This window comes from Streptococcus sp. V913 (genome assembly GCF_054353455.1).
Map to the genome: position 1 here is coordinate 1 of NZ_JBTHHX010000006.1, position 20477 is coordinate 20477.

A 20477-nucleotide genomic window follows, 5' to 3' on the forward strand; every position below is an offset into this window, starting at 1 on the left:
GTGCCCTGCACATTGGTTCGTCTTGTTCAGTTTTCAAAGGTCTTTGTCACTCAATCTCTCTCAAGCGACAACTATATTAGTATATCACAGCTAACTCTCTCTGTCAACACTTTTTTGAAACTTTTTTACTTTTTTCGTCCCTGTGATACACTCATAGTCCGTACGGGATTCGAACCCGTGTTACCGCCGTGAAAAGGCGGTGTCTTAACCCCTTGACCAACGGACCTTGAGCTTTTCAACTCTTTCTATTATACCTACTTTTCCTCCTTTGTCAAGATCTTTTTTCCTCTTTACCGAAATTCTGAAAAGATAAGGGAAAGTTCTCTCAGGAGAGCTTTACGTCCTCTAAAGACTTCCCCTCCCATGAGACGGTCTATTAATTCTTGTTTTTCCATACTCTGCTTTGATTTGTAGTTCTTTAGAAGTTCGTGAAAGAGATAATAATCGTCCAGCCTGAGTCCTTTTTCTCCTAGACGATGGCTAATCTCACTCACCTCTTCATAGGGTTCTTTGTCAAAACGGCGCTTGTGGCTTTCCTGTTTACGGATGTAATCTAGGATACGATTTCTAAACTTTGTTTTAAAGAAGACATAAAGTCGATGGCGATCGCCCTCTAATAACTCTGGATTACGGCTCACCAGCTCATACAGACATAACATGCCTTCCTGGTCCCAGTCCTCTTTCTCCCACAGATGCAAATGATAATCTTTGCGACACTTATGGACGATTCCCTTGCTTTCTTCATATAAGTCTTTTAGATTCATAGACCTCTCCTTTCTGCATTTAGTTTAGCAAAATGCACGAGTCCATGGGTCTATTTCCTCTATTCTATACTTCTTCCTCCCTCAACGGCACATAAAAAGAGAGGCAAGGCCTCTCTGGGGTTATAATTCTGCAATTTGGTTTAGGTTTACTTCTGCAATCGTATCATTACCAAACATAGAGATAATCATCTTCACTTTGTTGTTATCAATTTCAGTAATTTTCCCTGTGTAGTCTGCAAAAGCGCCATCAATAATGCGGACTGTCTGTCCAACTTCAACGTCAATATCGAACTCTTGAACAGTTTGTCCCATTGAAACCAAGATATCACGGATTTCTTGTTCCAATAGTGGAGTTGGTTTTGATCTGTTCCCGTGTGAGCCGACGAATCCTGTTACGTTCGGTGTGTTTCGAACGACGAACCATGCTTCATCTGTCATGACCATTTCTACAAGGACATAACCTGGAAAGCGATTCTCTTCAACTTCCTTTTTCTTTCCATTTTTCTCAACTTGCACGGTTTGTGTTGGAATCTCAACGCGTAGAATATTATCCAACATGTTATACGTTTGCGCACGTTGCAATAGATTTTCTTTTACCTTATTTTCATAGCCAGAATAAGTTTGTAGAACAAACCATCCTTTGTCAAAACTATCCATGATATTTCCTTTCATAATAGAAAAAATTAGCAGAAGCTCTCTGCCTTTCTTCTAAAAAATGTTAATAAATCGAATCAAACCTGAAACAATCAACTGGTCAAAAATGTAAATGATGACCACAAAGAAGGCTGTGTATTCCATAATAGAGCGAAAATCTCTCCAGCTTTCCTTGCAAGTTGGCCACGTTGTTTCTTTAAGAAGTTTAAAAATATCCTTAATAAAACCCATCGTTCTCTCCTATCTCGTTTCTCTATGTGTCGTATATTTCCCACAATGTTTACAAAATTTATTTACTTCTAGTCGTGTTGGCTTGGGGTTCCCACTAATTTTGATTGAATAATTTCTTGAACCACAAACTGCACAAGCTAGGCTTGCTTTTTTTAGTGCCATAACGCCTCCATCTTATCTATTATAACAAGAAACCTAGGCTTTGACAAGCCTCTTAACGAAATAGATTAAGGATTGAGTCCCATATTGTCTGGGCTTTTTCTTTTATTTTAGCTTCTGAAATCGCACGTCCTGCTTCATCTACAAGATTTTGTGCACGACTACGAATATCTCCTATCGGATCCTCAGACTGGTTTGTCTCATTTTCAACAACCTGCTTTTTCGTATTTTCTGGTTCAATACCATTTTGTTTATAAGCATTCTCAACTGTAAAGGTGCTACCTGGAGTGTATGGCAAAATGGTATTAGCCATACTTCTAAAGACATGGGCTGCTCCATTTGAGGTCGAACCTGCTAGATAATGGTTCTCATCCGTCGTCGGGAAGCCGAGCCAGTGGGTGATTACCACATCTGGAGTATAACCAATCACCCATTGGTCACTAGTATATACTGAATTAAAAGCAGCCTCAGTAGTACCTGTCTTTCCAGCCATAACATAATCTGTTGGCGATGAACTAATTCCTGTACCATTGGTAAATGTCCCTAGCATCATGCTGGTCATTTTATCGGCTACCGACTTATCAATCACTCGTTTTTGGGAATTTTTATAACTCTTGATGACCTGACCACTGGCATTTTCAATACGAGTGATAAAATGCGCTTCAGGCATCAGACCTTCATTAGCAAAGGTTGCATAGGCCTGTGCCATCTGGAGGGGATTCGTCTCTACACCTCCACCGAGAGCGACTCCAAGAACTCGATCAACATTTTCCATATTCAGGCCAAATCTCTCCCCAGCGTCAAAAGCTTTGTCAATACCTAATGCATTTACAGTCGCAACTGCCGGTAAATTGAGTGATTCCGCCAAAGCCTGATACATAGGTACTTCAGGAGAAGTCTTAATCCCTGCATAATTGTCCACTTGATAACTATCGTACTGCATCGTATGATTATCCAATTGCTTGTTTAAGGCCCATCCTGCTTCTACCGCAGGCGTATAAACCACTAAAGGTTTGATAGTTGAGCCTGGGCTACGCTTAGACTGAGTGGCATAGTTGAAATTGCGGAAGCCTGGTTTGTCATCGCCAGCTACGCTACCAACAACGCTACGCACCCCACCTGTTTTAGGCTCTAAAGCAACACTACCTGATTCAGCATGTGTTCCGTCTTCTGCCTTTGGAAATAGTGAGGTATTTTCGTAAACAACCTGCATGTTGGCTTGGTAGTTTTGGTCAAGTTCTGTATAGATTCGATAGCCGTTGTTGACAATTTCCTCTTCTGTGAGATTGTACTTGGAAACTGCTTCGTTGACAACTGCATCAAAATAGGACGGGTAACGATAATCCGAAATCTTCCCTTCATACTTATCTTGCAGTTGAGAAGCCATATCTGCTCCAGCTGCTTCGGTCTCTTGATTTTTATCAATATAACCCGCTACAACCATATTTTGCAAAACAGTATCCCTACGGTTGGTTGAAGTCTCAACAGAATTTAATGGATTATACAATTCTGGCCCCTTGAGCATCCCTGCTAGAGTTGCCGCCTGATCAAGCGTTAGTTGTGAAGCCGATACACCGAAATATTTCTTACTTGCATCTTCAACCCCCCATACCCCATTTCCGAAGTAGGCGTTATTGAGGTACATAGCAAGGATTTGCTCCTTACTGTATTTCTTGGTCAACTCTAGGGCAAGGAAAAACTCCTTGGCCTTCCGTTCAACGGTCTGGTCCTGAGACAGATAAGCATTTTTTGCCAACTGTTGGGTGATGGTGGACCCCCCTCCAGAACGACCCGCTGTAAGGATGGCTAGAAAGAAACGACCGTAGTTTATCCCATCATTTTTATAGAAGGAACGATCCTCTGTCGCGACGACAGCATTTTGCAAGTCTTTACTGATGTCTGTCAGTTCAACATAGGTTCCCTTTTGACCGGACAGGGCCCCCGCCTCTTTTTCTTCGCGGTCAAAAATCAGAGTTCGCGTTTTCAAGGCATTTTGCAAATCATTGACATTGGTAGACTTGGCTATCGCAAATAGGTAGGTTCCCACAAGCAAGCCAGCGCTTAACCCTAAAATGATGACAATCTTCGTCAGATGATAACGACGCCAAAATTTCCGAATTGGGCCAACTTGGGACAATTTTTTTCTATCGCTCCGAGAACGACGCATGCTAGTCGAATCAGATCCCGCCGATTCATTCGTTTCTTTTTTAAAGAGAGAAAGAAACTTCTCAAATAATTTATCTAATTTCATGCGTTTATTTTATCATCTTCACCATGGGAACTCAAGAATTTAGCTACTCCCTATCCAAATAGGGCTTTTTTTGTTACAATATCTGTATGCAATTCACATTTACATTACCCGAATCCCTGCCTCAAATGACGGTCAAACAATTTCTAGAGGAACAACTACTCATTCCTAGAAAAATCCGTCATTTTTTGAGAACCAAGAAGAACATCTTAATTAATCACGAAGAAGTTCACTGGAACGAGATGGTGAAGCCAGGGGACATTTGCCAGTTGACTTTTGACGAGGAAGATTATCCCCCAAAAGAAATCCTTTGGGGCAATCCAAACCTCGTTCAAGAGGTTTATCAAGACCAACATCTCATTATCGTCAACAAGCCAGAGGGAATGAAAACTCACGGAAATCAACCTGGTGAAATTGCCCTTCTCAACCATGTCTCTGCCTACGTTGGCCAAACCTGCTATGTCGTTCATCGCCTGGATATGGAAACAAGCGGGCTAGTGCTTTTTGCTAAAAATCCTTTTATCTTACCCATCCTCAATCGTTTGTTGGAGAAAAAGGACATTGCTCGCGAGTACTGGGCACTCGTAGAGGGGCAAGTAGGGAGTAAAGAACTTGTCTTTCGAGATAAAATTGGTCGTGATCGACACGATCGTAGAAAAAGAATAGTTGATGCAAAAAATGGACAATATGCTGAAACACATATCAGTCGATTAAAGCAATTTCCAAATAAGACTTCTCTAGTTCGTTGCAAACTAAAGACCGGTCGAACGCATCAAATCCGTGTTCACCTCTCTCATCACAAGCATCCTATCCTGGGCGATCCTCTCTATAACTCTAGATCAAAAACGAGCCGGCTTATGCTTCATGCCTTTCGCCTTTCTTTTACCCATCCACTCACCTTAGAAAAATTGAGTTTCACTGTTCTATCGGATACTTTTGAAAAAGAATTAAAAAAGAATGGATGACACTATCATTTATTCTTATATATACAAAAAAGCAAGGCCAGAAAGCCTTGCTTTTTTATCGACTCAAGAATTATTTAGCGATTTTTGCAAAGTATTCAAGAGTACGAACAAGTTGTGAAGTGTAAGACATTTCGTTGTCATACCATGAAACAACTTTAACCAATTGTTTACCGTCAACGTCAAGAACTTTAGTTTGAGTTGCGTCAAACAATGAACCGAATGACATACCTAGGATATCAGAAGATACGATTGGATCTTCAGTGTATCCATATGATTCGTTAGAAGCTGCTTTCATAGCTGCATTTACTTCATCAACAGTAACGTTCTTGTCAAGAACTGCTACCAATTCAGTTACTGAACCAGCTGGAACAGGAACACGTTGAGCAGCTCCATCCAATTTACCGTTCAATTCAGGAATAACCAAACCGATTGCTTTAGCAGCACCAGTTGAGTTAGGAACGATGTTAACTGCAGCAGCACGAGCACGGCGAAGGTCACCTTTACGGTGTGGTCCGTCAAGAATCATTTGGTCACCAGTGTAAGCGTGGATAGTAGTCATCAAACCTTCAACGATACCGAAGTTGTCATGAAGAGCTTTAGCCATTGGAGCCAAACAGTTTGTAGTACATGAAGCACCTGAGATAACTGTTTCAGTACCATCAAGTGTATCGTGGTTAGTGTTGAATACGATTGTTTTAACATCGCTTCCACCAGGAGCAGTGATAACAACTTTCTTAGCACCACCTTTAAGGTGTTTTTCAGCCGCTGCTTTAGTAGCAAAGAAACCAGTTGCTTCAAGAACGATTTCTACACCATCGTTAGCCCAGTCGATTTGCTCTGGATCACGTTCAGCAGAAACTTTAACGAATTTACCGTTAACTTCGAATCCACCTTCTTTAACTTCTACAGTACCGTCGAAACGACCTTGAGTTGTGTCGTATTTCAACAAGTGTGCAAGCATCACTGGATCTGTAAGGTCGTTGATACGAGTAACTTCAACACCTTCTACATTTTGGATACGGCGGAAAGCAAGACGACCGATACGTCCGAAACCGTTAATACCAACTTTAACTACCATTAGTGATTTCCTCCTTATGAAAATCATGAAAATTTTATTGTGAAAAGAGTAACTTGAATCACTACAAATCACCTTTCAACAAACCTATTATATAACTATTTGAGTTGAATTGCAAGTACGGGCGTTGATTTTCTCTCTTGCTTTTCTACTTTTCCACTCTTTTTCATTCACTTATTCTTTAATTTTTAAATATATCCCTACAATCTTTTATAATGTTCGTATATTATCTCCAGTTCCACACTCAACCTTAATTCCAGGTCTATCTGAGTTCACAAAAAAGAGACAGGATTTCTCCTGCCTCTAGGCTGATAAACGATTATTTACGACGTCCTGGTCGTTCTGCATAGCCATAGTAAGCATCTGCCATGATTTCTTCCATGTCAGCTACCATTGGCAAGCGTGGGTTAGCAGGTGAACATTGATCTTCGTAAGCAAGTAAGGCAATCTCATGCAAGCTGTCTTTCCAAGTTTTTTCATCGATACCAAAGCCTTTGAAGTTCATTGTGATTCCAACTGCTTCACCAAGATCGTAAACTGCTTTGGCATAAGCTTCAACCGCTTCTTCTGGTGTTGAGCAAGGAAGACCTAGCATACGAGCGATATCTTGGAATTTTTCATCAGCTTTCCAGTAATTGTACTTAGGCCATGTTGTAGTTTTAGATGGACGAGTTCCATTATAACGGATAACATAAGGAAGTAAAATAGCATTTGTACGTCCGTGAATGGTGTGGTGAACAGCACCAATCTTATGCGCCATTGAGTGACTCATTCCAAGGAAGGCATTTGCAAAGGCCATACCAGCCATTGTAGAGGCATTATGCATCTTTTCACGGGCTTCTGGGTCAACTGTTTTTACAGATTTTTCCAAGTATTTGAAGACTAACTTGATGGTTTGAAGAGCAATACCATCTGTATAGTCATTGGCAAAGTTAGAAGTATAAGCTTCAGTTGCGTGTGTCAAGACATCCATACCTGTGTCAGCAGCAATAAATGCTGGAACAGATTCTACTAAAGCAGGGTCAACAATTGCAATGGTTGGTGTCAAAGCGTAGTCAGTGATTGGGTATTTCCGGTTGTTTGCCTTGTCAGAGATAACTGCAAACGGTGTTACTTCTGAACCTGTACCAGATGTTGTTGGAATACCGATATATTGTGCTTTCTTACCAAGTGATGGGAATTTGAAGGCACGTTTGCGGATATCCATGAATTTTTGAACGAGGTCACCGAAGTCAACGTCTGGCTGTTCATAGAACATCCACATACCTTTAGCTGCATCCATTGGTGAACCACCACCAAGGGCAATGATAGTGTCTGGTTCAAACGAACGCATTACTTCAACACCACGACGAACTGTTGTGATATCTGGATCTGGTTCAACATCTGAGAAGACTTGAATCGTGACTTTGTTTTTACGAAGATTCAATTGGTCAATCACACGTTGTACAAAACCGAGTTTTTCAATTGATTTATCGGTAACAATCATGACACGTTCGATACCTTCGCAAGTTTGAAGGTATTGGATTGAGTTACGTTCGAAGTAGATTTTTGAAGGAACTTTAAACCATTGCATATTATTTCTACGTTTTCCTACTTTCTTGATGTTTAGAAGGTTGATCGCACTTACGTTATCACCGACTGAGTTGCGTCCATATGAACCACATCCAAGTGTCAATGATGGAATGAAGGCATTGTATACGTCACCGATACCACCGAAAGTAGATGGAGAGTTCCAGATAATACGCATTGCTTTGATTTCTGTACCAAAGCGTTTAGCAAGAGCTTCGTCTTTTGTATGGATGGCTGCTGAGTGACCAAGTCCGTTAAACTCAACCATTTGACGAGCTTTTTTAAAACCGTCTTCTGTATCTTCAGCTTTTAGGACAGCGATAACTGGTGACAATTTTTCACGAGTCAATGGTTCTTTTGGTCCTACTTCTGCACATTCTGCAGCCAAGATGTTTGTTCCTTCTGGAACACTAAATCCTGCTTGTTCAGCAATCCATGATGCTGGTTTACCAACGATGTTTGCGTTTAGTTTAGCACCTGCGCAGTTCTTGCTGTTAGCTTTTGCACCAAAACAGAATTCTTCCAAAAGCGCTTTTTCTTTCTTGTTTACAAAGTAAGTATGGTATGATTTGAATTCTTCTACAAATTCGTCATACACTTCTTTATCAATGATAACCGCTTGTTCTGATGCACAGACCATCCCATTATCAAATGATTTAGACATAACGATGTCATGAGCAGCTTGACGAAGGTCAGCAGATTTTTCTACATAGGCAGGAACGTTTCCGGCACCTACCCCAAGAGCTGGTTTTCCACATGAGTATGCAGCTTTAACCATAGCATTCCCACCAGTTGCGAGGATAGTCGCAACACCTTCGTGGTTCATAAGTGCCCCAGTTGCTTCCATAGATGGCTCTGTAATCCATTGAACACAGTTTTCAGGTGCACCGGCTGCGATGGCTGCATCACGAACGATTTGTGCAGCATGAGCAGAAGATTCTTGAGCTGATGGGTGGAAGGCGAAAACGATTGGGTTACGTGTCTTCAAAGCAATCAATGATTTGAAAATCGCTGTTGAAGTTGGGTTTGTTGTTGGAGTGATACCACAAATAACTCCGACTGGCTCCGCAATCTTCGTCAAACCTGTAATTGGATCATCTTCGATAACTCCAGCTGTTTTAACTCCACGCATATTGTTCACTACGTGTTCACAGGCAAATAGATTTTTTGTCGCCTTATCTTCAAATACACCACGACCAGTTTCTTCAACTGCGTGTTGTGCAAGGATACCGTGCGCATCAAGTGCTGCAACAGACGCTTTTGCTACGATGTAGTCAACTTGCTCTTGGTTCAACTTACGCATTTCATCAAGCGCAACCAAGGCATTTTTCACGAGACCGTCGACATGCTTTTCAGCAGCAAGTTGTTTTTCCTCTGGTGTTACTGTTTTTTTATCAGCCATATTATCCTCCATAGCCTTTAAGGATGTTATCCTTTGTTAATTTTTTCACAAGTTTATTATAACTCTTTTTTTATGCTTTGTAAACAGTTTCATAAGCATTTCACAAAGAAATTTTCTGATATTGTGATTTTTTTCTCAATATAGCTATGCAATAGAGTTTTGGCCGGATGATTGTGAAATTATGGAGAAAATTTTTTTATTTCACAAAGTTTTTCTAGTTGATAGATAGTTATCGAGTCCAAACAAAGAAAGCGCTTTCTTGATGGTTTTAAAAAATAGTCTCCTAACTTGGAGACTACTGTTTTTGCTGAAAAACGCCTTGTTTAAAGGTTCCTTCATAAACGACTTCTTGCTCTGTAGTCAACGTCCCTTGACCTTCAGCCTGACCATTTACAAAATCACCTTCGTATTTCCAGCCATCTTTTGATTGGAAAGTCCCTTTTCCATTAAAGGCTCCATTATTGAAAGCACCTGTATATTGGTCTCCATTTTCAAAGGTCAGGGTTCCTTGACCATTCATTTTCCCTCGTACCAAGGTGCCATCATAAACAAGCGCACCATTATCAAGTGTCAGGACACCCTTTTTGGGTGTGTTTAGTAGAAAAACTGACACGGCACAGATAGCGATTAGAAGAACTGTTGCAATCTCTATACGCGGGCGAGTTAGATATACTCGATATTTTTCAAAGATTTCTTTAAGCTTTTCCATTGTCACTCTCATTTTCTAATCGATCTAGCCAGTGTTGACATCCACTTGTGATACGAGTATAGGTTTCCTCAAAATCTCCTGTATACCAAGGATCTGGGACACTTTCAGATGCAAAAGAGTAGATCTTGTACTGTAGTTCTTGAGGGCACATTTGACGCAGATCTGAAACGTTTGAAGCATCCATACCGATAATGTAATCAAACGATTCAAAGTCTTCTCTGCCGATCTGAAGCGATGTTTTGTCTTTGTCATACGGGATCTGATATTGCTGGAAAATTCCTTGCGTTCCCTTATGAATCGGATTGCCATGTTCCCATGATGACGTTGCCCGACTCTCGACGTGGTAATCGCTCGTCATGGACTTCATCACAAACTCTGCCATGGGGCTACGACAGATATTTCCTAGGCAAACAAATACTATTTTTTTCATCCCTTTTCCTCTCATCTCATAGAAAAACGGGAGTGACAGATCCCGTTTTATTCTTCGATTGCTCCGCCTTCGTCAACAACTGTTCCTTCTGGTGTCACAGCTTCTTTGAGTGGCAAAACGGTCTTAATTGCAGCCAATTCAAAGGTCAAATAGACCCCATCTACATCCAGTACGATTGTACCTTTCTCAGTATCTACTTCATCCACTGTTCCGTAAAGCCCACCAATTGTAATGACTTCATAGCCTTTTTGAAGCTTGTTCAAGCTTTCCATACGCTTTTGTGCTTGTTTCTTTTGAGAACGTTGCATAAAGAACATCAAGGCAAACATACCTACAAGCATGATCAAAAATGTTAAATTTGGACTAATATTTTCCATAGTATTTTCTCCTTTGTATTTTACATAGGACTACTATATCAAATTTCAGCTACTTTTACAAGGTTGTACCTTGTTTTTATGGTTATAAAAAATCAGAGTTTTCACTCTGATTTTTGTGATTATTTCAAGTTTTGAACGACTTTGACTAGATTTTCAACTGTAAATCCATACTCCGCCAATACTTTTGGTGCTGGGGCAGATGCTCCAAAGGTATCAATACCGAGAACGGCACCATCAAGACCAACATATTTGTACCAGTTTTGAGTTGCACCCATTTCGACTGCAACACGACGGCGAACTGCATTTGGAAGGATTTCTTCCTTGTATGCTGCATCTTGTGCGTCAAAGACATCTGTTGATGGCATGCTAACTACACGGACTTTTGCCCCTTGGCTAGCCAATTCTTTGGCAGCTGCGACCGCCAAATTCACCTCTGAACCTGTTGCAATCAAGATCGTATCAAAGTCTGCTGCATTTTCATAGACAACATAGGCACCTTTCGCAACTTTATCAAAGTCTGTTCCCTCTTCTACAGTCAAGTTTTGACGTGTCAAGACAAGGGCAGTTGGTGTTTTTTCGCTTGTCACGGCAAGGTACCAAGCTGCTTGAGTTTCACGAGCATCTGCTGGGCGGAAAACATTCAGATTTGGCATAGCACGAAGACCTGCTAGGTGTTCAACTGGTTCGTGAGTTGGACCATCTTCACCAACTGCGATTGAATCGTGGGTAAAGACATAAGTCACAGGAAGTCCTTGCAAGGCTGACAAGCGGACAGCCGCTTTCACATAGTCAGAGAAGACGAAGAAAGTACCTCCGTACACACGAAGTCCACCGTGAAGGGCCATCCCGTTCAAGATCGTTCCCATTGCAAATTCACGAACACCAAACTGAATGTTGCGGTTCAAGCGATTAGCATCATCTTGAAGTCCATCCGTTTTGATGTAAGTCATGTTTGAGTGAGCGAGGTCAGCTGATCCACCTAGGAAGGTTGGCAACTTGGCAGCTACAACGTTCAAAGCATCTTGACTTGAGTTGCGAGTTGCTTGAGAAAATCCATTTTCTATGGCTGGGAAGTCTGCTGGAGTCACCTCAACTGGGTCACGTCCGTCGATGATGGCCTCTACTTCTGCAGCCAGTTCTGGATGAGCCTCTTTATAGTCAGCAACTAATTTAGTCCAAGCTTGATAAGCTGATGCGCCACGGTCTGCAACATTTTCCTTGAAATCAGCATATACTTCAGATGGGATTTCAAATGGTTCATAGTCCCAACCGAGGGCTTGGCGAGTAGCCGCAGTTTCATCTGCTCCAAGAGGAGCACCGTGTACCGCATTAGTTCCTTGTTTGTTTGGAGAACCGTATCCAATCACAGTCTTCACTTCAATCAAAGATGGCTTGCCTGAAGCTTTAGCTGTTTCGATAGCAGCATGGATTGCTTCCAAGTCTGTTCCATCTTCAACCAAGGCTGTATGCCAGCCGTAGGCATTGTAGCGATCACGAACACTTTCAGTGAAAGAATCCTTTGTCTCACCATCCAAGTTGATGTCATTTGAATCATAAAGAACCACCAACTTGTCAAGTTTTTGCAAGCCTGCGTATGAAGCCGCCTCACTTGAGACACCTTCCATCAAATCTCCGTCTCCACAGATAACGTAAGTATAGTGGTCAAAGAGATGGTAGCCTTCACGATTGTATTTTGCTGCTAGGAAACGTTCTGCTTGGGCAAAACCTGTGGCAGTCGAAATCCCTTGTCCTAGAGGACCAGTTGTAGCGTCAACCCCTGCAGTATGTCCAAATTCTGGGTGACCTGGTGTTTTAGAACCCCATTGGCGGAAGTTCTTGACTTCATCCATGCTAACATCTTCAAAACCAGAGAGGTGAAGAAGGGCATAAAGAAGCATTGAGCCGTGTCCTGCTGAAAGAATAAAGCGATCGCGGTTGATCCAGTTTGGTTGAGCTGGATTGATACGAAGTTGCTTTGTAAAGAGGCTATATGCCATAGGAGCAGCCCCCATAACCACCCCTGGGTGACCTGAGTTTGCTTTGTTGATGGCGTCAATACCTAGAAAACGAATTGCATTAACAGATAGATTTGACATAGAATTTCCTTTCTCTTTGAGGTGATTAATAAATCACACATCCTATTTTACTATTATATGAAAAAATGCATAGAATAGCAATAAAACAATTTGCGTTCATCTAACACATTTGATTTTCTATTCCCTCGTCACTTCATAGTACGGAAGCAAGCGCGTATAAGCGTCTTCTAGCTTCTCCAATATCGCTTCTACTGACTGATTTGCAATGAGGGAAACATCTGACTTAACCAACACTTTACGGACTTCCTGACTTCTCACCTTCTCGCGTAAAGTACGACGATTCTCCTCAGTAGCCTCCACCTTATGACTTTCCCCATTTGAATAGACTAGATAATAAATTCCTTCTACCACTGGAAGTTCTAAGACCTTGGCTTGCTTGTCTAAGGTCTGTTCGTCTTTCTTGCGCTCGATGAAACTGACTTCCAAAGAAATCCCAAAGTCAGCAGGTGTTCCATACAAACGAAGAGCCATCATAGGTTCTGTCACTTGTCCGTCTCTCTGAAGATAGGCCCAGAAATGTGGCCGCAAGCGTTGCGCTTGGTTCATCCACTGACTAGTCTGTTGCAATTGCCATTCTGGATGACTAGCTTGAAAGGTTTTGGCCAGTTCTGTAAAAGACTTCCGAGCCTCTTGGCCTTTTTGCCGCAAGTCCAACATCTTTTCTCTTTCATCGCCAGCTTTATCAGGATTACGGTACTGGACTCCTGCAAATGATAGGTATTCTCTAACTGCTTTCAGCATATCTGAATCTTTCCTTTCCTAGCAAAAAATCAGGATGAACCTGATTTTGCTTTGCTTATTCTGCATCTACGACAACATAGCGATTTGGCTCGTCACCTTCAGAGTAACTCGTCACGCCATCCATGCGTGAAATAATGCGATGGATAATCTTGCGTTCGCTATTTGACATTGGATCTGTTTGTTGGCTACGTCCTTCTTCTAAAACGCGAGTCGCCAATTTTTGAGCGTAGGTTTGCAAGACTTCTGCACGGTGTTCAACGTAATCATTGACATTGATTGTGATGTAGAACGTTCTCGAATAGCGATTGTAAAGGTAATTTTGCGCCAATAGTTGGAGAGCTTTCAAGACTTTTCCGTGATAGCCGATAATCCGGCCTGGTTCATTGGTGTCAATTTGAAGATTGATGGTGCGGCGATTGTAGTCGCTTGAAATCGTCCCTTCAACATCCATATCGTCTACAATGGTTTGAACGTAGCTAGCTACTTCAGTTGCCACTTGTTCGATATCATAACTTGGCTCTACTTTTAAGCCCAAGTCTTCCAACGATTGGCTTGCTGCTTCCTGCGTTTCAGTTTCTTTTTCCGGAGCAGATTCCACTTCCTCAATAACATCTTCTGCTTGAAGTTCATTTAAAATTGAAATATGACCTGTTTCTTCCAAAATCGTGCTGGCATGCTTTTCATTTTTCAGGATTTCAGCCTTGACCTCTTCAGAGACACCTTGACCCTCTTCTTCAATCTTCTTGATGGCTTCCACTACATGCCCCAAATCAACAGTTGCTTCGCTGACGGTCTTCACTGGTTCATTCTTTTCATTGACTTCTTTTGGAACCCCTTTAATAGCTTGCTGATTGGCTTTGATCACTGTCGTTTCACTAATCGCTTCGATATCAACTTGGGCTGGCTTCTTACCAAACAAGCCTAAGAACCCTTTTTTCTCTTTTGAAACAACCTTGATGTGGGCCTTCATTCTTGGAATGTCTAATTCTTTCAACCCTTTTTGGATTGCTTCTTCAACCGTTGAACCTGTAAATAATACCATTACCAGATTCCTCCTTATTTTTTCTTTTTCTGTGCTTTTTTCAAGGCTTTTCTCTTCTTACCTTCTAAATCTTTTTCTGCTTGTGCCACTGCTTCTCTTTCAGCAATAATCTTGAAAGGATTGTTCAAGAAATAGGTTTGCAGAACTTGGTAAGCATTGGATACAGCCCAGTACAAGGCAACTCCACTAGGCGCAGAGATGGCAAAGATAAAAATCAGTACCGGCATACCATACATCATCCCTGTCGTAGCTCCACTTTTTTCAGATAAAGCTTTATTCGATAACCAGCTACTCAAGAAGGTAAAGACTGCTGCCAAAATCGGAAGGACAAAACTTGTATCTACTCCTCCCAAATTAATCCATAAAAAGTGACCTGTTTTCAAAAAGTCTACTCGACTCAAGGCTTGAAAGAGCGCCAAGAGAACCGGCATTTGTATTAAAATTGGCCAGAGAGAGGATGAATGCTTGATCCCTAACTCTTTATAAACCTTGCGCATCTCCTGGTCTAGCTTGGTTCTACTTTCCATATCACGACCCGGATATTGTTCTCGCAAAGCCTTGATGCGTGGTTGTGCCTCTTGCATTTTTCTAGAGGCAACCATCTGTGTCTGAAAGACCGGCAATAAAATCGTCCGAATCAAGATTGTGAAGAGGATAATCCCCACTCCGATACTAATGTCAAAGGACAAAAATCGAATAGTTTCAGCAAAAAAATAGACGAATTTACTCCAAAAATCTGTCGAATCCGCTGTTATATCGCTAGCTGTACTATTTGTTGCACAGGCCGTCATGATAAACAAGGACAAGCCCAACAAACTAGTCAACTGTAGTTTCTTTTTCACTCCCATTTCCTTCCTGATAAATCTTTGATAACTTTAATACGTGGAGTAGATTTTTCTCCATCTCTGCATATTCCAAGGTTTCTACCCCTTTTCGGGCAATCACGATAAAATCGACATGCTCTACCAAACTCCCTTTTACACTTTGTAGAATGTGTCGGATTCGTCTCTTAATTTGATTTCTGGTAACTGCATTCCCCAGCTTTTTGCTGACGGACAGCCCTACTCGAAAATGGTTTTGCTGGTTTTCCAATTGGTAGACAACAAATTTTCGATTGGCAAAACTCGTTCCGTCCTTGAAAATCGCCTTAAAATCTTTCTCTCTTTTTACACGAAAGTTTTTCTTCAAAACTCAACTCCATCTATTAAATTACTACTATTATACCATATTTTTCCAAAAAGCCAATAACAGCAAGGTTTTAGACATTTTCTACATAAAAAAAGCTGGAAAATCTCTTTCCCAACTTCTTTTCACAATCAAATTTTACGTGTATTTTACTTAATTTTTCAAGCGTTCCACATCACGCGCAATCACTAATTCTTCATCAGTTGGGATAACCAAGACACGGATCTTCGCTGCCTCTGTTGAGATGTCTCCTGTCACGCCAAAGACGTTTTTTTCTGGGTCAACATCACAGCCAAACCAAGAGATCCCTGAAATCACATCATGACGGAAATTTGCTGCATTTTCACCGACACCTGCTGTGAAGATGATTGCATCTGCTCCATTTAGGACTGCAAGGTATTGACCGATGTGTTTTTGGATACGGTCAACATAGATTTCATAAGCTAATTTCGCATCGTGGTTACCTTCTGCTACAGCTGCTTCGATATCACGCATATCACTTGACTTGCCTGAAACGCCCATGAGTCCTGATTCACGATTGAGAATGCGACTGATATCTTCTGGCGTATTGAAGTCTTCTGTATATTGCATTAGATAAGGAATGATAGCTGGGTCAATATCTCCTGTACGAGTTCCCATCATCACTCCGCCAAGTGGTGTGAAGCCCATAGAAGTATCAACCGAACGACCGCCCTTAACTGCCGTAATCGAAACACCATTACCGATGTGGCAGGTAATCAATTTCAAGTCTTCTAGAGGGCGTCCCAAAAGTTTTGCCGCCTCTCCAGCTACAAACTGATGACTTGTCCCGTGGGCTCCGTATTTGCGAACCTTGTTCTCAGTGTAATACTTAATTGGTAGAGGATAGCGGTAAGCCTTCTCTGGCATGGTTGTGTGGAATGAGGTATCAAATACTACAACACTGGTAATATCTGGAAGCAATTCCTTGAAGGCACGAACACCTGCTGCATTAGCTGGATTGTGGAGAGGAGCCAACAAACTCAACTCTTCAACTTTTTCTAAAACATCTCCCTCAACGACTGTTGACTCTTTGAAATATTCTCCACCTGCAACAACACGGTGCCCAACACCTGTAATCTCATCATAAGATTTGATGATATCGAAACGAATCAAATCATCCAATAAAATTTTAACGGCTTGTGTGTGATCTTCAATATCAAGAATTTGTTTTTCAGAACGGTCGTCAAATTTTACAGTTGAGATCGAATCCTTCAAGCCGATACGTTCAATCAAGCCCTTAGCCAAAACTTTCTCTTCAGGCATTTGGTATAGTTGCCATTTCAAACTCGAACTTCCAGCATTGATTGCAATTGTTTTTGTCATAAGATGATACCTCTTTTTAAGCGTTTTCATCTATTATAACAAAATCTCTTTTATATTTCAGTACCTTTGCTCCAATTTTGAAAATTTTCTTTAAAGGTAAACAAAACTGACGGATCTTGCAAGCTAGTAAGAGGGTAAACAAAGGGTTCTATTTCCTTGTCTCTTTTCTTCTGTAAGACAAAAATACTTTTAGCTTGGCTTGCAGTTGAGAAAATATCCTCTGGCAGAGCGATGATAGCAGCCAGACTCACTTCGTCTTTGAGCCACCCTTTTAATAAGTCACTTTGAGGACTGGTCAATAAATCACTCGGAGCTAGAAAAATAGCATAACCATCTGACTTAAGGTACTTGAGGCCTTGTTCCATTAGCAAATGGTGGGCATAGGTATGCTCTTGACTAGAAGCCACTTGATAGCGCGAAGCGATAGCATCGTCTGGGTAATAGCCAACAGGCAAATCGCTGATGACCACGTCGCTTTCTTTAAGCATTTGCGGACGAACGGCATCTCCTTGAACAAAACCAGCCTGTAAACCAATCACATCTGACATACTGGCTGCCAAATCAATCAGCAAGTCATCCACTTCGATTCCCAAGTAATCTACTTTTTTAGAGAGAGAAGTCAAGAAAGTAGTCCCCAGAATTCCCATTCCAGAACCGATTTCGAGGATACTAATTTCCTCTTGTTCAAACAATTCTTCCACAACAAGTACCAAGAGGAGGGCAATGGCATCCGGTGTAAACTGGTGATTGGCCTGCAAAGGCTCCGTTTGTCCTGCCTTCATCAAAAGAAACTGGTAGGTCTTGAGCCACTCTTCCTTGCGAAGTGCTAAGCGCCTAAGGGCTTGATTGTTTTCCTTGACCTTCTCTAGCTCAGTTTCGCCATCCAGATAAATGCTGTTTTGCTCTACCAAGGCGTCATAAAAGTTGGTCGCCAAATCACTTTGGATGATTTGGACATTCTCTAGTAAATACGTATAAGCTTGTTCTATTTTTTCAAAATCCATATTCCTATCTTATCAAAATTCCCCTATTTTTTCCATCTGAAGAGAAAAAATCACTGCTTTAGTCAGCGAGTGATTTTTGGGCTACAGTTAAAAAGAGCTCTGCGTAATTTCCTAGGAAAAGACCTTCAGCACTATAGAGGATCTGACTGTCAATGCTCGAAAAACCAAACTGGTCGAGTTTGGTTTTCAGTTCAGGCAATTCAAAGCCATGATGGTTGGTATCTGTCTTGACAAAATCAGCAATGAGTACCTGTCCATTCTCCCTAAGGTGATAGTGAAACATGGCAAGAGTCGCATCTAGATCAGGCATATGATGAAGAACTCGACTGACAACAATCAGGTCAAATTGCTGCTCCAAAGGATTCACCAGTAAATCCTGTTCCAAAAACTGGATATTCTTGATGTCTTGTTGCTCTGCTTTCAAACGGGCTTGCTCCAGCATTTTCTCCGAGATGTCCACAAGGGTAACAGACTTGGCCTGCTTGGCCATGGGCAAAGCTAATAGACCCGTCCCACCACCAAAGTCCAATATTTCCTTGTCTGATAGAAAATCAATCTTTTTTTCAACTGCTTGACAAACCAAGTTTGCAAGAAAGATATTTTTAGGCGAATCAAAGGTTTCTGCTTTGTGATTAAAATCGTGTTTCATGCTTTTAGTTTAGCACAAAGTAGTTAAATTGCCTAGGAATTGGCTTTCTTTTCAGGCTTTTCTTCTGATTTTTTCTTCCCTGCTTGATTGCTTGAATCAGTCGCTACCTCTTCCTTTTTAGCTGTTTTCTTTTCTTGGATTTTCATCGAAGGAAAGAGAAATTCATAGTTGCTCTTATTCATTCGAACACTTGTTGCAAAACCTGTTTTGGTATTTTGATAAGTAACTTTTCCTAAGTTAAAGACTCGTTCCCCACTTTCTTGCTCAGCCTTATCTTTGCTTCGTTTAGCCATGGCGAAAGCGACCAACTTCTCTTTGTTTAGGGCAAAGCCTTTGTGATGGGCTACTTGCCGATTCAAATAAAACTGCAACAAAAGACTAAAAATAGCTGCCATGGTGACTGCATATAAAAGAACGCCTGCCTTAACTTTTTGCTTTTTCCACACGATAGATGAACTCCCTTTCTAAGCCCTTTTGAAATTGGAAACGAAAGCGAACCAATTGATTTTCTTCTGTAATTTGAGCTGATTTAAGCCCATAAACCATAGGTTGGTAGCCCCTTCCGCTGGTATCCGTTTTCCGAAAATCATCCGATTTAGACTTCCCTATAGAGATATCCTTACCATCCTGTTTCATGTAGAGGCGATTGTCTTCCACCTTTTCAAACTGCGAACGCTCTAACTCAGCCTCTAGCTGGTCCACAAACAAGAGCCACTCCTTTTGCTCGCTTTGCTGCTGGTAACGAACTTCTGAAATGAGGAGCTGACTCATAGCTTGAAAAAGGAGCAAACCTCCGCTAATGACGATAAGGGCAAGCAGAGATTCTAAAAGAGTAAAAGCTCTTACCTTACTGCTCTTTAAGATCGAGCAATTTCTCTGAACCATGGTAGACCTCCAATCCTTTTTCACTAGCAAATACCTGAATCTCAACTCCATTTATGTTTACCTGATTTTGCCCTGTTTGCAGAGCCATCTTCGCCACACGCAAGACTTCTTCCTTTTGCAAGATTTCTGCCTCTAACCGTCGATTTTGTTGGATTTGTCCCAAAAGAAGGGTCGCAATGCTGGCAAAGATAGCTAGAGCGACCAACGCTTCCAGTAAAATCACTGCCTTAATTTTTTGTTTCCTTAGTGCGTTTAATTTTTCCATTTCCTAGATATAATTGATAGCGAATCGCTCCTTTGCTAGTCTGAAATTCAACCTTAGCCAGAGAGGAATTGCCCCCAGCTCGATCAAATATAATGCTTTGTCCTGATGGTCCCTGAATTCCTTTTGGAATTGTCAACTTTTGACTGCCATTGCTGATCGTCTGTCCATCTAAATTCAAGCTGGTCTTTTGCTGACTGGCTAGACTGCGTTTTTGCGTTTCCCGATAGAGTTCTTCAAACTCCATAAAGAAAATTTGCTCCTCCACCGCTGCAAAACTGGACTGAACTGAGCCGGACAAGCCCAAGGCAAGGATACTCACAAGTCCCAAAACAAGGAGACTTTCCAGCATAGTAAAGGCCTTAATCTGCAACAGTTTGACTTGTTTTTTGTTTTGCATGGTAGTCTTTATAAGCTTTGGCTTGCTCAGCTGTGATACGACCGTCCGCTTGTAATTTGCTGAGGCTGGCGTCATCATTTTTATCTAAACGATAAAGTTCTGCCTGGCTTTCCACGACCTTGACAACAGCAGCTTTTCCTTTATCATCTACGGCATCCTTCTGCTTGGTCAAATTGGGCACAAAGAGCAAGAGAAGAACGCTGATGATAAGCAAGACAACTAACATTTCAATCAAAGTGAAAGCTTTAACCTTGGCTTTTTTTAAATTTGTCATGAGTTTTTTCAT

Annotated in this window: 24 protein-coding genes and 1 tRNA gene; 1 reads left to right on the forward strand and 24 read right to left on the reverse strand. The window is 41.4% G+C overall.

What is annotated here, in order from left to right; translation table 11 throughout:
• Positions 1–154 precede the first annotated feature (154 nt).
• From ACXYSL_RS08925 to pbp2a, 6 genes are all read right to left on the reverse strand, one after another.
• Positions 155–226: transfer RNA gene (locus tag ACXYSL_RS08925), tRNA-Glu, on the reverse strand.
• A 64-nt stretch (positions 227–290) separates the two neighbouring features.
• Positions 291–764 carry a sigma-70 family RNA polymerase sigma factor gene (locus ACXYSL_RS08930; protein ID WP_458624529.1) on the reverse strand — a complete coding sequence of 158 codons (474 nt, stop codon included), beginning with the start codon at positions 762–764 and terminating at the stop codon, positions 291–293.
• Between the two features lie 120 nt (positions 765–884).
• Positions 885–1421, reverse strand: coding sequence for a transcription termination/antitermination protein NusG (gene nusG, locus ACXYSL_RS08935; protein ID WP_000376732.1), 537 nt, complete (start codon positions 1419–1421; stop codon positions 885–887).
• Positions 1422–1472: 51 nt separating this feature from the next.
• A complete protein-coding gene (gene secE, locus ACXYSL_RS08940; RefSeq protein WP_458624530.1) occupies positions 1473–1649 on the reverse strand; it encodes a preprotein translocase subunit SecE in 177 nt (58 codons plus the stop codon).
• A 9-nt stretch (positions 1650–1658) separates the two neighbouring features.
• Positions 1659–1811 (reverse strand): 50S ribosomal protein L33, encoded by a 153-nt coding sequence (gene rpmG / locus ACXYSL_RS08945; protein WP_001809375.1) that lies wholly within the window; start codon positions 1809–1811, stop codon positions 1659–1661.
• Positions 1812–1863: 52 nt separating this feature from the next.
• Positions 1864–4059, reverse strand: a complete 2196-nt coding sequence (gene pbp2a, locus ACXYSL_RS08950; protein ID WP_458624531.1) for a penicillin-binding protein PBP2A — start codon at positions 4057–4059, stop codon at positions 1864–1866.
• A gap of 86 nt (positions 4060–4145) precedes the next feature.
• Between pbp2a and ACXYSL_RS08955 the strand changes: the two genes are divergently transcribed.
• Complete coding sequence (locus tag ACXYSL_RS08955) at positions 4146–5021, forward strand: RluA family pseudouridine synthase (RefSeq protein ID WP_247946932.1); 876 nt, start codon at positions 4146–4148, stop codon at positions 5019–5021.
• A gap of 70 nt (positions 5022–5091) precedes the next feature.
• Here ACXYSL_RS08955 and gap read toward each other — a convergent pair whose 3' ends face one another.
• The 18 genes from gap to comGC form a co-directional block, all read right to left on the reverse strand.
• A complete protein-coding gene (gap, locus tag ACXYSL_RS08960) occupies positions 5092–6099 on the reverse strand; it encodes a type I glyceraldehyde-3-phosphate dehydrogenase (RefSeq protein WP_000260675.1) in 1008 nt (335 codons plus the stop codon).
• A 316-nt stretch (positions 6100–6415) separates the two neighbouring features.
• Positions 6416–9067, reverse strand: a complete 2652-nt coding sequence (adhE, locus tag ACXYSL_RS08965) for a bifunctional acetaldehyde-CoA/alcohol dehydrogenase (RefSeq protein ID WP_458624532.1) — start codon at positions 9065–9067, stop codon at positions 6416–6418.
• A gap of 295 nt (positions 9068–9362) precedes the next feature.
• Complete coding sequence (locus ACXYSL_RS08970; RefSeq protein ID WP_458624533.1) at positions 9363–9776, reverse strand: hypothetical protein; 414 nt, start codon at positions 9774–9776, stop codon at positions 9363–9365.
• Complete coding sequence (locus ACXYSL_RS08975) at positions 9763–10206, reverse strand: low molecular weight protein-tyrosine-phosphatase (RefSeq protein ID WP_061587787.1); 444 nt, start codon at positions 10204–10206, stop codon at positions 9763–9765. Before ACXYSL_RS08975 ends, ACXYSL_RS08970 begins: the two co-directional genes overlap by 14 nt.
• Before the next feature lie 47 nt (positions 10207–10253).
• Positions 10254–10574 (reverse strand): preprotein translocase subunit YajC, encoded by a 321-nt coding sequence (yajC, locus tag ACXYSL_RS08980; protein ID WP_025168800.1) that lies wholly within the window; start codon positions 10572–10574, stop codon positions 10254–10256.
• Positions 10575–10702: 128 nt separating this feature from the next.
• On the reverse strand, positions 10703–12679 hold the full coding sequence (gene tkt / locus ACXYSL_RS08985) for a transketolase (RefSeq protein ID WP_458624534.1): 1977 nt from the start codon (positions 12677–12679) through the stop codon (positions 10703–10705).
• A 117-nt stretch (positions 12680–12796) separates the two neighbouring features.
• Entirely contained in the window at positions 12797–13420 is a 624-nt protein-coding gene (locus tag ACXYSL_RS08990) for an HI_0552 family protein (protein WP_458624535.1), read from the reverse strand.
• Positions 13421–13475: 55 nt separating this feature from the next.
• Positions 13476–14462: an RNA-binding cell elongation regulator Jag/EloR gene (gene jag / locus ACXYSL_RS08995; protein ID WP_458624536.1), complete on the reverse strand. Its 987-nt coding sequence runs from the start codon at positions 14460–14462 to the stop codon at positions 13476–13478.
• A gap of 14 nt (positions 14463–14476) precedes the next feature.
• Positions 14477–15304 (reverse strand): membrane protein insertase YidC, encoded by an 828-nt coding sequence (locus ACXYSL_RS09000; RefSeq protein WP_458624537.1) that lies wholly within the window; start codon positions 15302–15304, stop codon positions 14477–14479.
• Positions 15279–15650 carry a ribonuclease P protein component gene (rnpA, locus tag ACXYSL_RS09005; protein ID WP_458624538.1) on the reverse strand — a complete coding sequence of 124 codons (372 nt, stop codon included), beginning with the start codon at positions 15648–15650 and terminating at the stop codon, positions 15279–15281. Before rnpA ends, ACXYSL_RS09000 begins: the two co-directional genes overlap by 26 nt.
• Before the next feature lie 150 nt (positions 15651–15800).
• Complete coding sequence (locus tag ACXYSL_RS09010; RefSeq protein ID WP_458624539.1) at positions 15801–16991, reverse strand: acetate kinase; 1191 nt, start codon at positions 16989–16991, stop codon at positions 15801–15803.
• A gap of 50 nt (positions 16992–17041) precedes the next feature.
• Positions 17042–17995, reverse strand: coding sequence for a class I SAM-dependent methyltransferase (locus ACXYSL_RS09015; RefSeq protein ID WP_458624540.1), 954 nt, complete (start codon positions 17993–17995; stop codon positions 17042–17044).
• A 58-nt stretch (positions 17996–18053) separates the two neighbouring features.
• Positions 18054–18644 (reverse strand): class I SAM-dependent methyltransferase, encoded by a 591-nt coding sequence (locus tag ACXYSL_RS09020; RefSeq protein WP_458624541.1) that lies wholly within the window; start codon positions 18642–18644, stop codon positions 18054–18056.
• Positions 18645–18676: 32 nt separating this feature from the next.
• Complete coding sequence (gene comGG, locus ACXYSL_RS09025) at positions 18677–19090, reverse strand: competence type IV pilus minor pilin ComGG (protein WP_458624542.1); 414 nt, start codon at positions 19088–19090, stop codon at positions 18677–18679.
• Positions 19068–19529 carry a competence type IV pilus minor pilin ComGF gene (comGF, locus tag ACXYSL_RS09030; protein WP_000250702.1) on the reverse strand — a complete coding sequence of 154 codons (462 nt, stop codon included), beginning with the start codon at positions 19527–19529 and terminating at the stop codon, positions 19068–19070. The genes comGG and comGF overlap by 23 nt, the downstream gene beginning before the upstream one ends.
• On the reverse strand, positions 19492–19794 hold the full coding sequence (gene comGE / locus ACXYSL_RS09035) for a competence type IV pilus minor pilin ComGE (protein WP_167266658.1): 303 nt from the start codon (positions 19792–19794) through the stop codon (positions 19492–19494). Before comGE ends, comGF begins: the two co-directional genes overlap by 38 nt.
• Entirely contained in the window at positions 19757–20191 is a 435-nt protein-coding gene (gene comGD / locus ACXYSL_RS09040) for a competence type IV pilus minor pilin ComGD (RefSeq protein WP_295589374.1), read from the reverse strand. Before comGD ends, comGE begins: the two co-directional genes overlap by 38 nt.
• A complete protein-coding gene (gene comGC / locus ACXYSL_RS09045) occupies positions 20154–20477 on the reverse strand; it encodes a competence type IV pilus major pilin ComGC (protein ID WP_084874106.1) in 324 nt (107 codons plus the stop codon). Before comGC ends, comGD begins: the two co-directional genes overlap by 38 nt.

What these genes read in the sequence shown, in the direction of transcription:
- ACXYSL_RS08955 (WP_247946932.1), top strand. Translation starts at nt 4,146, where the DNA reads ATGCAATTCACATTTACATTACCCGAATCCCTGCCTCAAATGACGGTC.
- comGF (WP_000250702.1), bottom strand. Translation starts at nt 19,529, where the DNA reads ATGGTTCAGAGAAATTGCTCGATCTTAAAGAGCAGTAAGGTAAGAGCT.
- comGC (WP_084874106.1), bottom strand. Translation starts at nt 20,477, where the DNA reads ATGAAAAAACTCATGACAAATTTAAAAAAAGCCAAGGTTAAAGCTTTC.
- comGE (WP_167266658.1), bottom strand. Translation starts at nt 19,794, where the DNA reads ATGGAAAAATTAAACGCACTAAGGAAACAAAAAATTAAGGCAGTGATT.
- secE (WP_458624530.1), bottom strand. Translation starts at nt 1,649, where the DNA reads ATGGGTTTTATTAAGGATATTTTTAAACTTCTTAAAGAAACAACGTGG.
- ACXYSL_RS08990 (WP_458624535.1), bottom strand. Translation starts at nt 13,420, where the DNA reads ATGCTGAAAGCAGTTAGAGAATACCTATCATTTGCAGGAGTCCAGTAC.
- ACXYSL_RS09015 (WP_458624540.1), bottom strand. Translation starts at nt 17,995, where the DNA reads ATGGATTTTGAAAAAATAGAACAAGCTTATACGTATTTACTAGAGAAT.
- ACXYSL_RS08970 (WP_458624533.1), bottom strand. Translation starts at nt 9,776, where the DNA reads ATGGAAAAGCTTAAAGAAATCTTTGAAAAATATCGAGTATATCTAACT.
- jag (WP_458624536.1), bottom strand. Translation starts at nt 14,462, where the DNA reads ATGGTATTATTTACAGGTTCAACGGTTGAAGAAGCAATCCAAAAAGGG.
- adhE (WP_458624532.1), bottom strand. Translation starts at nt 9,067, where the DNA reads ATGGCTGATAAAAAAACAGTAACACCAGAGGAAAAACAACTTGCTGCT.
- gap (WP_000260675.1), bottom strand. Translation starts at nt 6,099, where the DNA reads ATGGTAGTTAAAGTTGGTATTAACGGTTTCGGACGTATCGGTCGTCTT.
- ACXYSL_RS09020 (WP_458624541.1), bottom strand. Translation starts at nt 18,644, where the DNA reads ATGAAACACGATTTTAATCACAAAGCAGAAACCTTTGATTCGCCTAAA.
- pbp2a (WP_458624531.1), bottom strand. Translation starts at nt 4,059, where the DNA reads ATGAAATTAGATAAATTATTTGAGAAGTTTCTTTCTCTCTTTAAAAAA.
- ACXYSL_RS08975 (WP_061587787.1), bottom strand. Translation starts at nt 10,206, where the DNA reads ATGAAAAAAATAGTATTTGTTTGCCTAGGAAATATCTGTCGTAGCCCC.
- rpmG (WP_001809375.1), bottom strand. Translation starts at nt 1,811, where the DNA reads ATGGCACTAAAAAAAGCAAGCCTAGCTTGTGCAGTTTGTGGTTCAAGA.
- ACXYSL_RS08930 (WP_458624529.1), bottom strand. Translation starts at nt 764, where the DNA reads ATGAATCTAAAAGACTTATATGAAGAAAGCAAGGGAATCGTCCATAAG.
- comGD (WP_295589374.1), bottom strand. Translation starts at nt 20,191, where the DNA reads ATGCAAAACAAAAAACAAGTCAAACTGTTGCAGATTAAGGCCTTTACT.
- tkt (WP_458624534.1), bottom strand. Translation starts at nt 12,679, where the DNA reads ATGTCAAATCTATCTGTTAATGCAATTCGTTTTCTAGGTATTGACGCC.
- nusG (WP_000376732.1), bottom strand. Translation starts at nt 1,421, where the DNA reads ATGGATAGTTTTGACAAAGGATGGTTTGTTCTACAAACTTATTCTGGC.
- ACXYSL_RS09010 (WP_458624539.1), bottom strand. Translation starts at nt 16,991, where the DNA reads ATGACAAAAACAATTGCAATCAATGCTGGAAGTTCGAGTTTGAAATGG.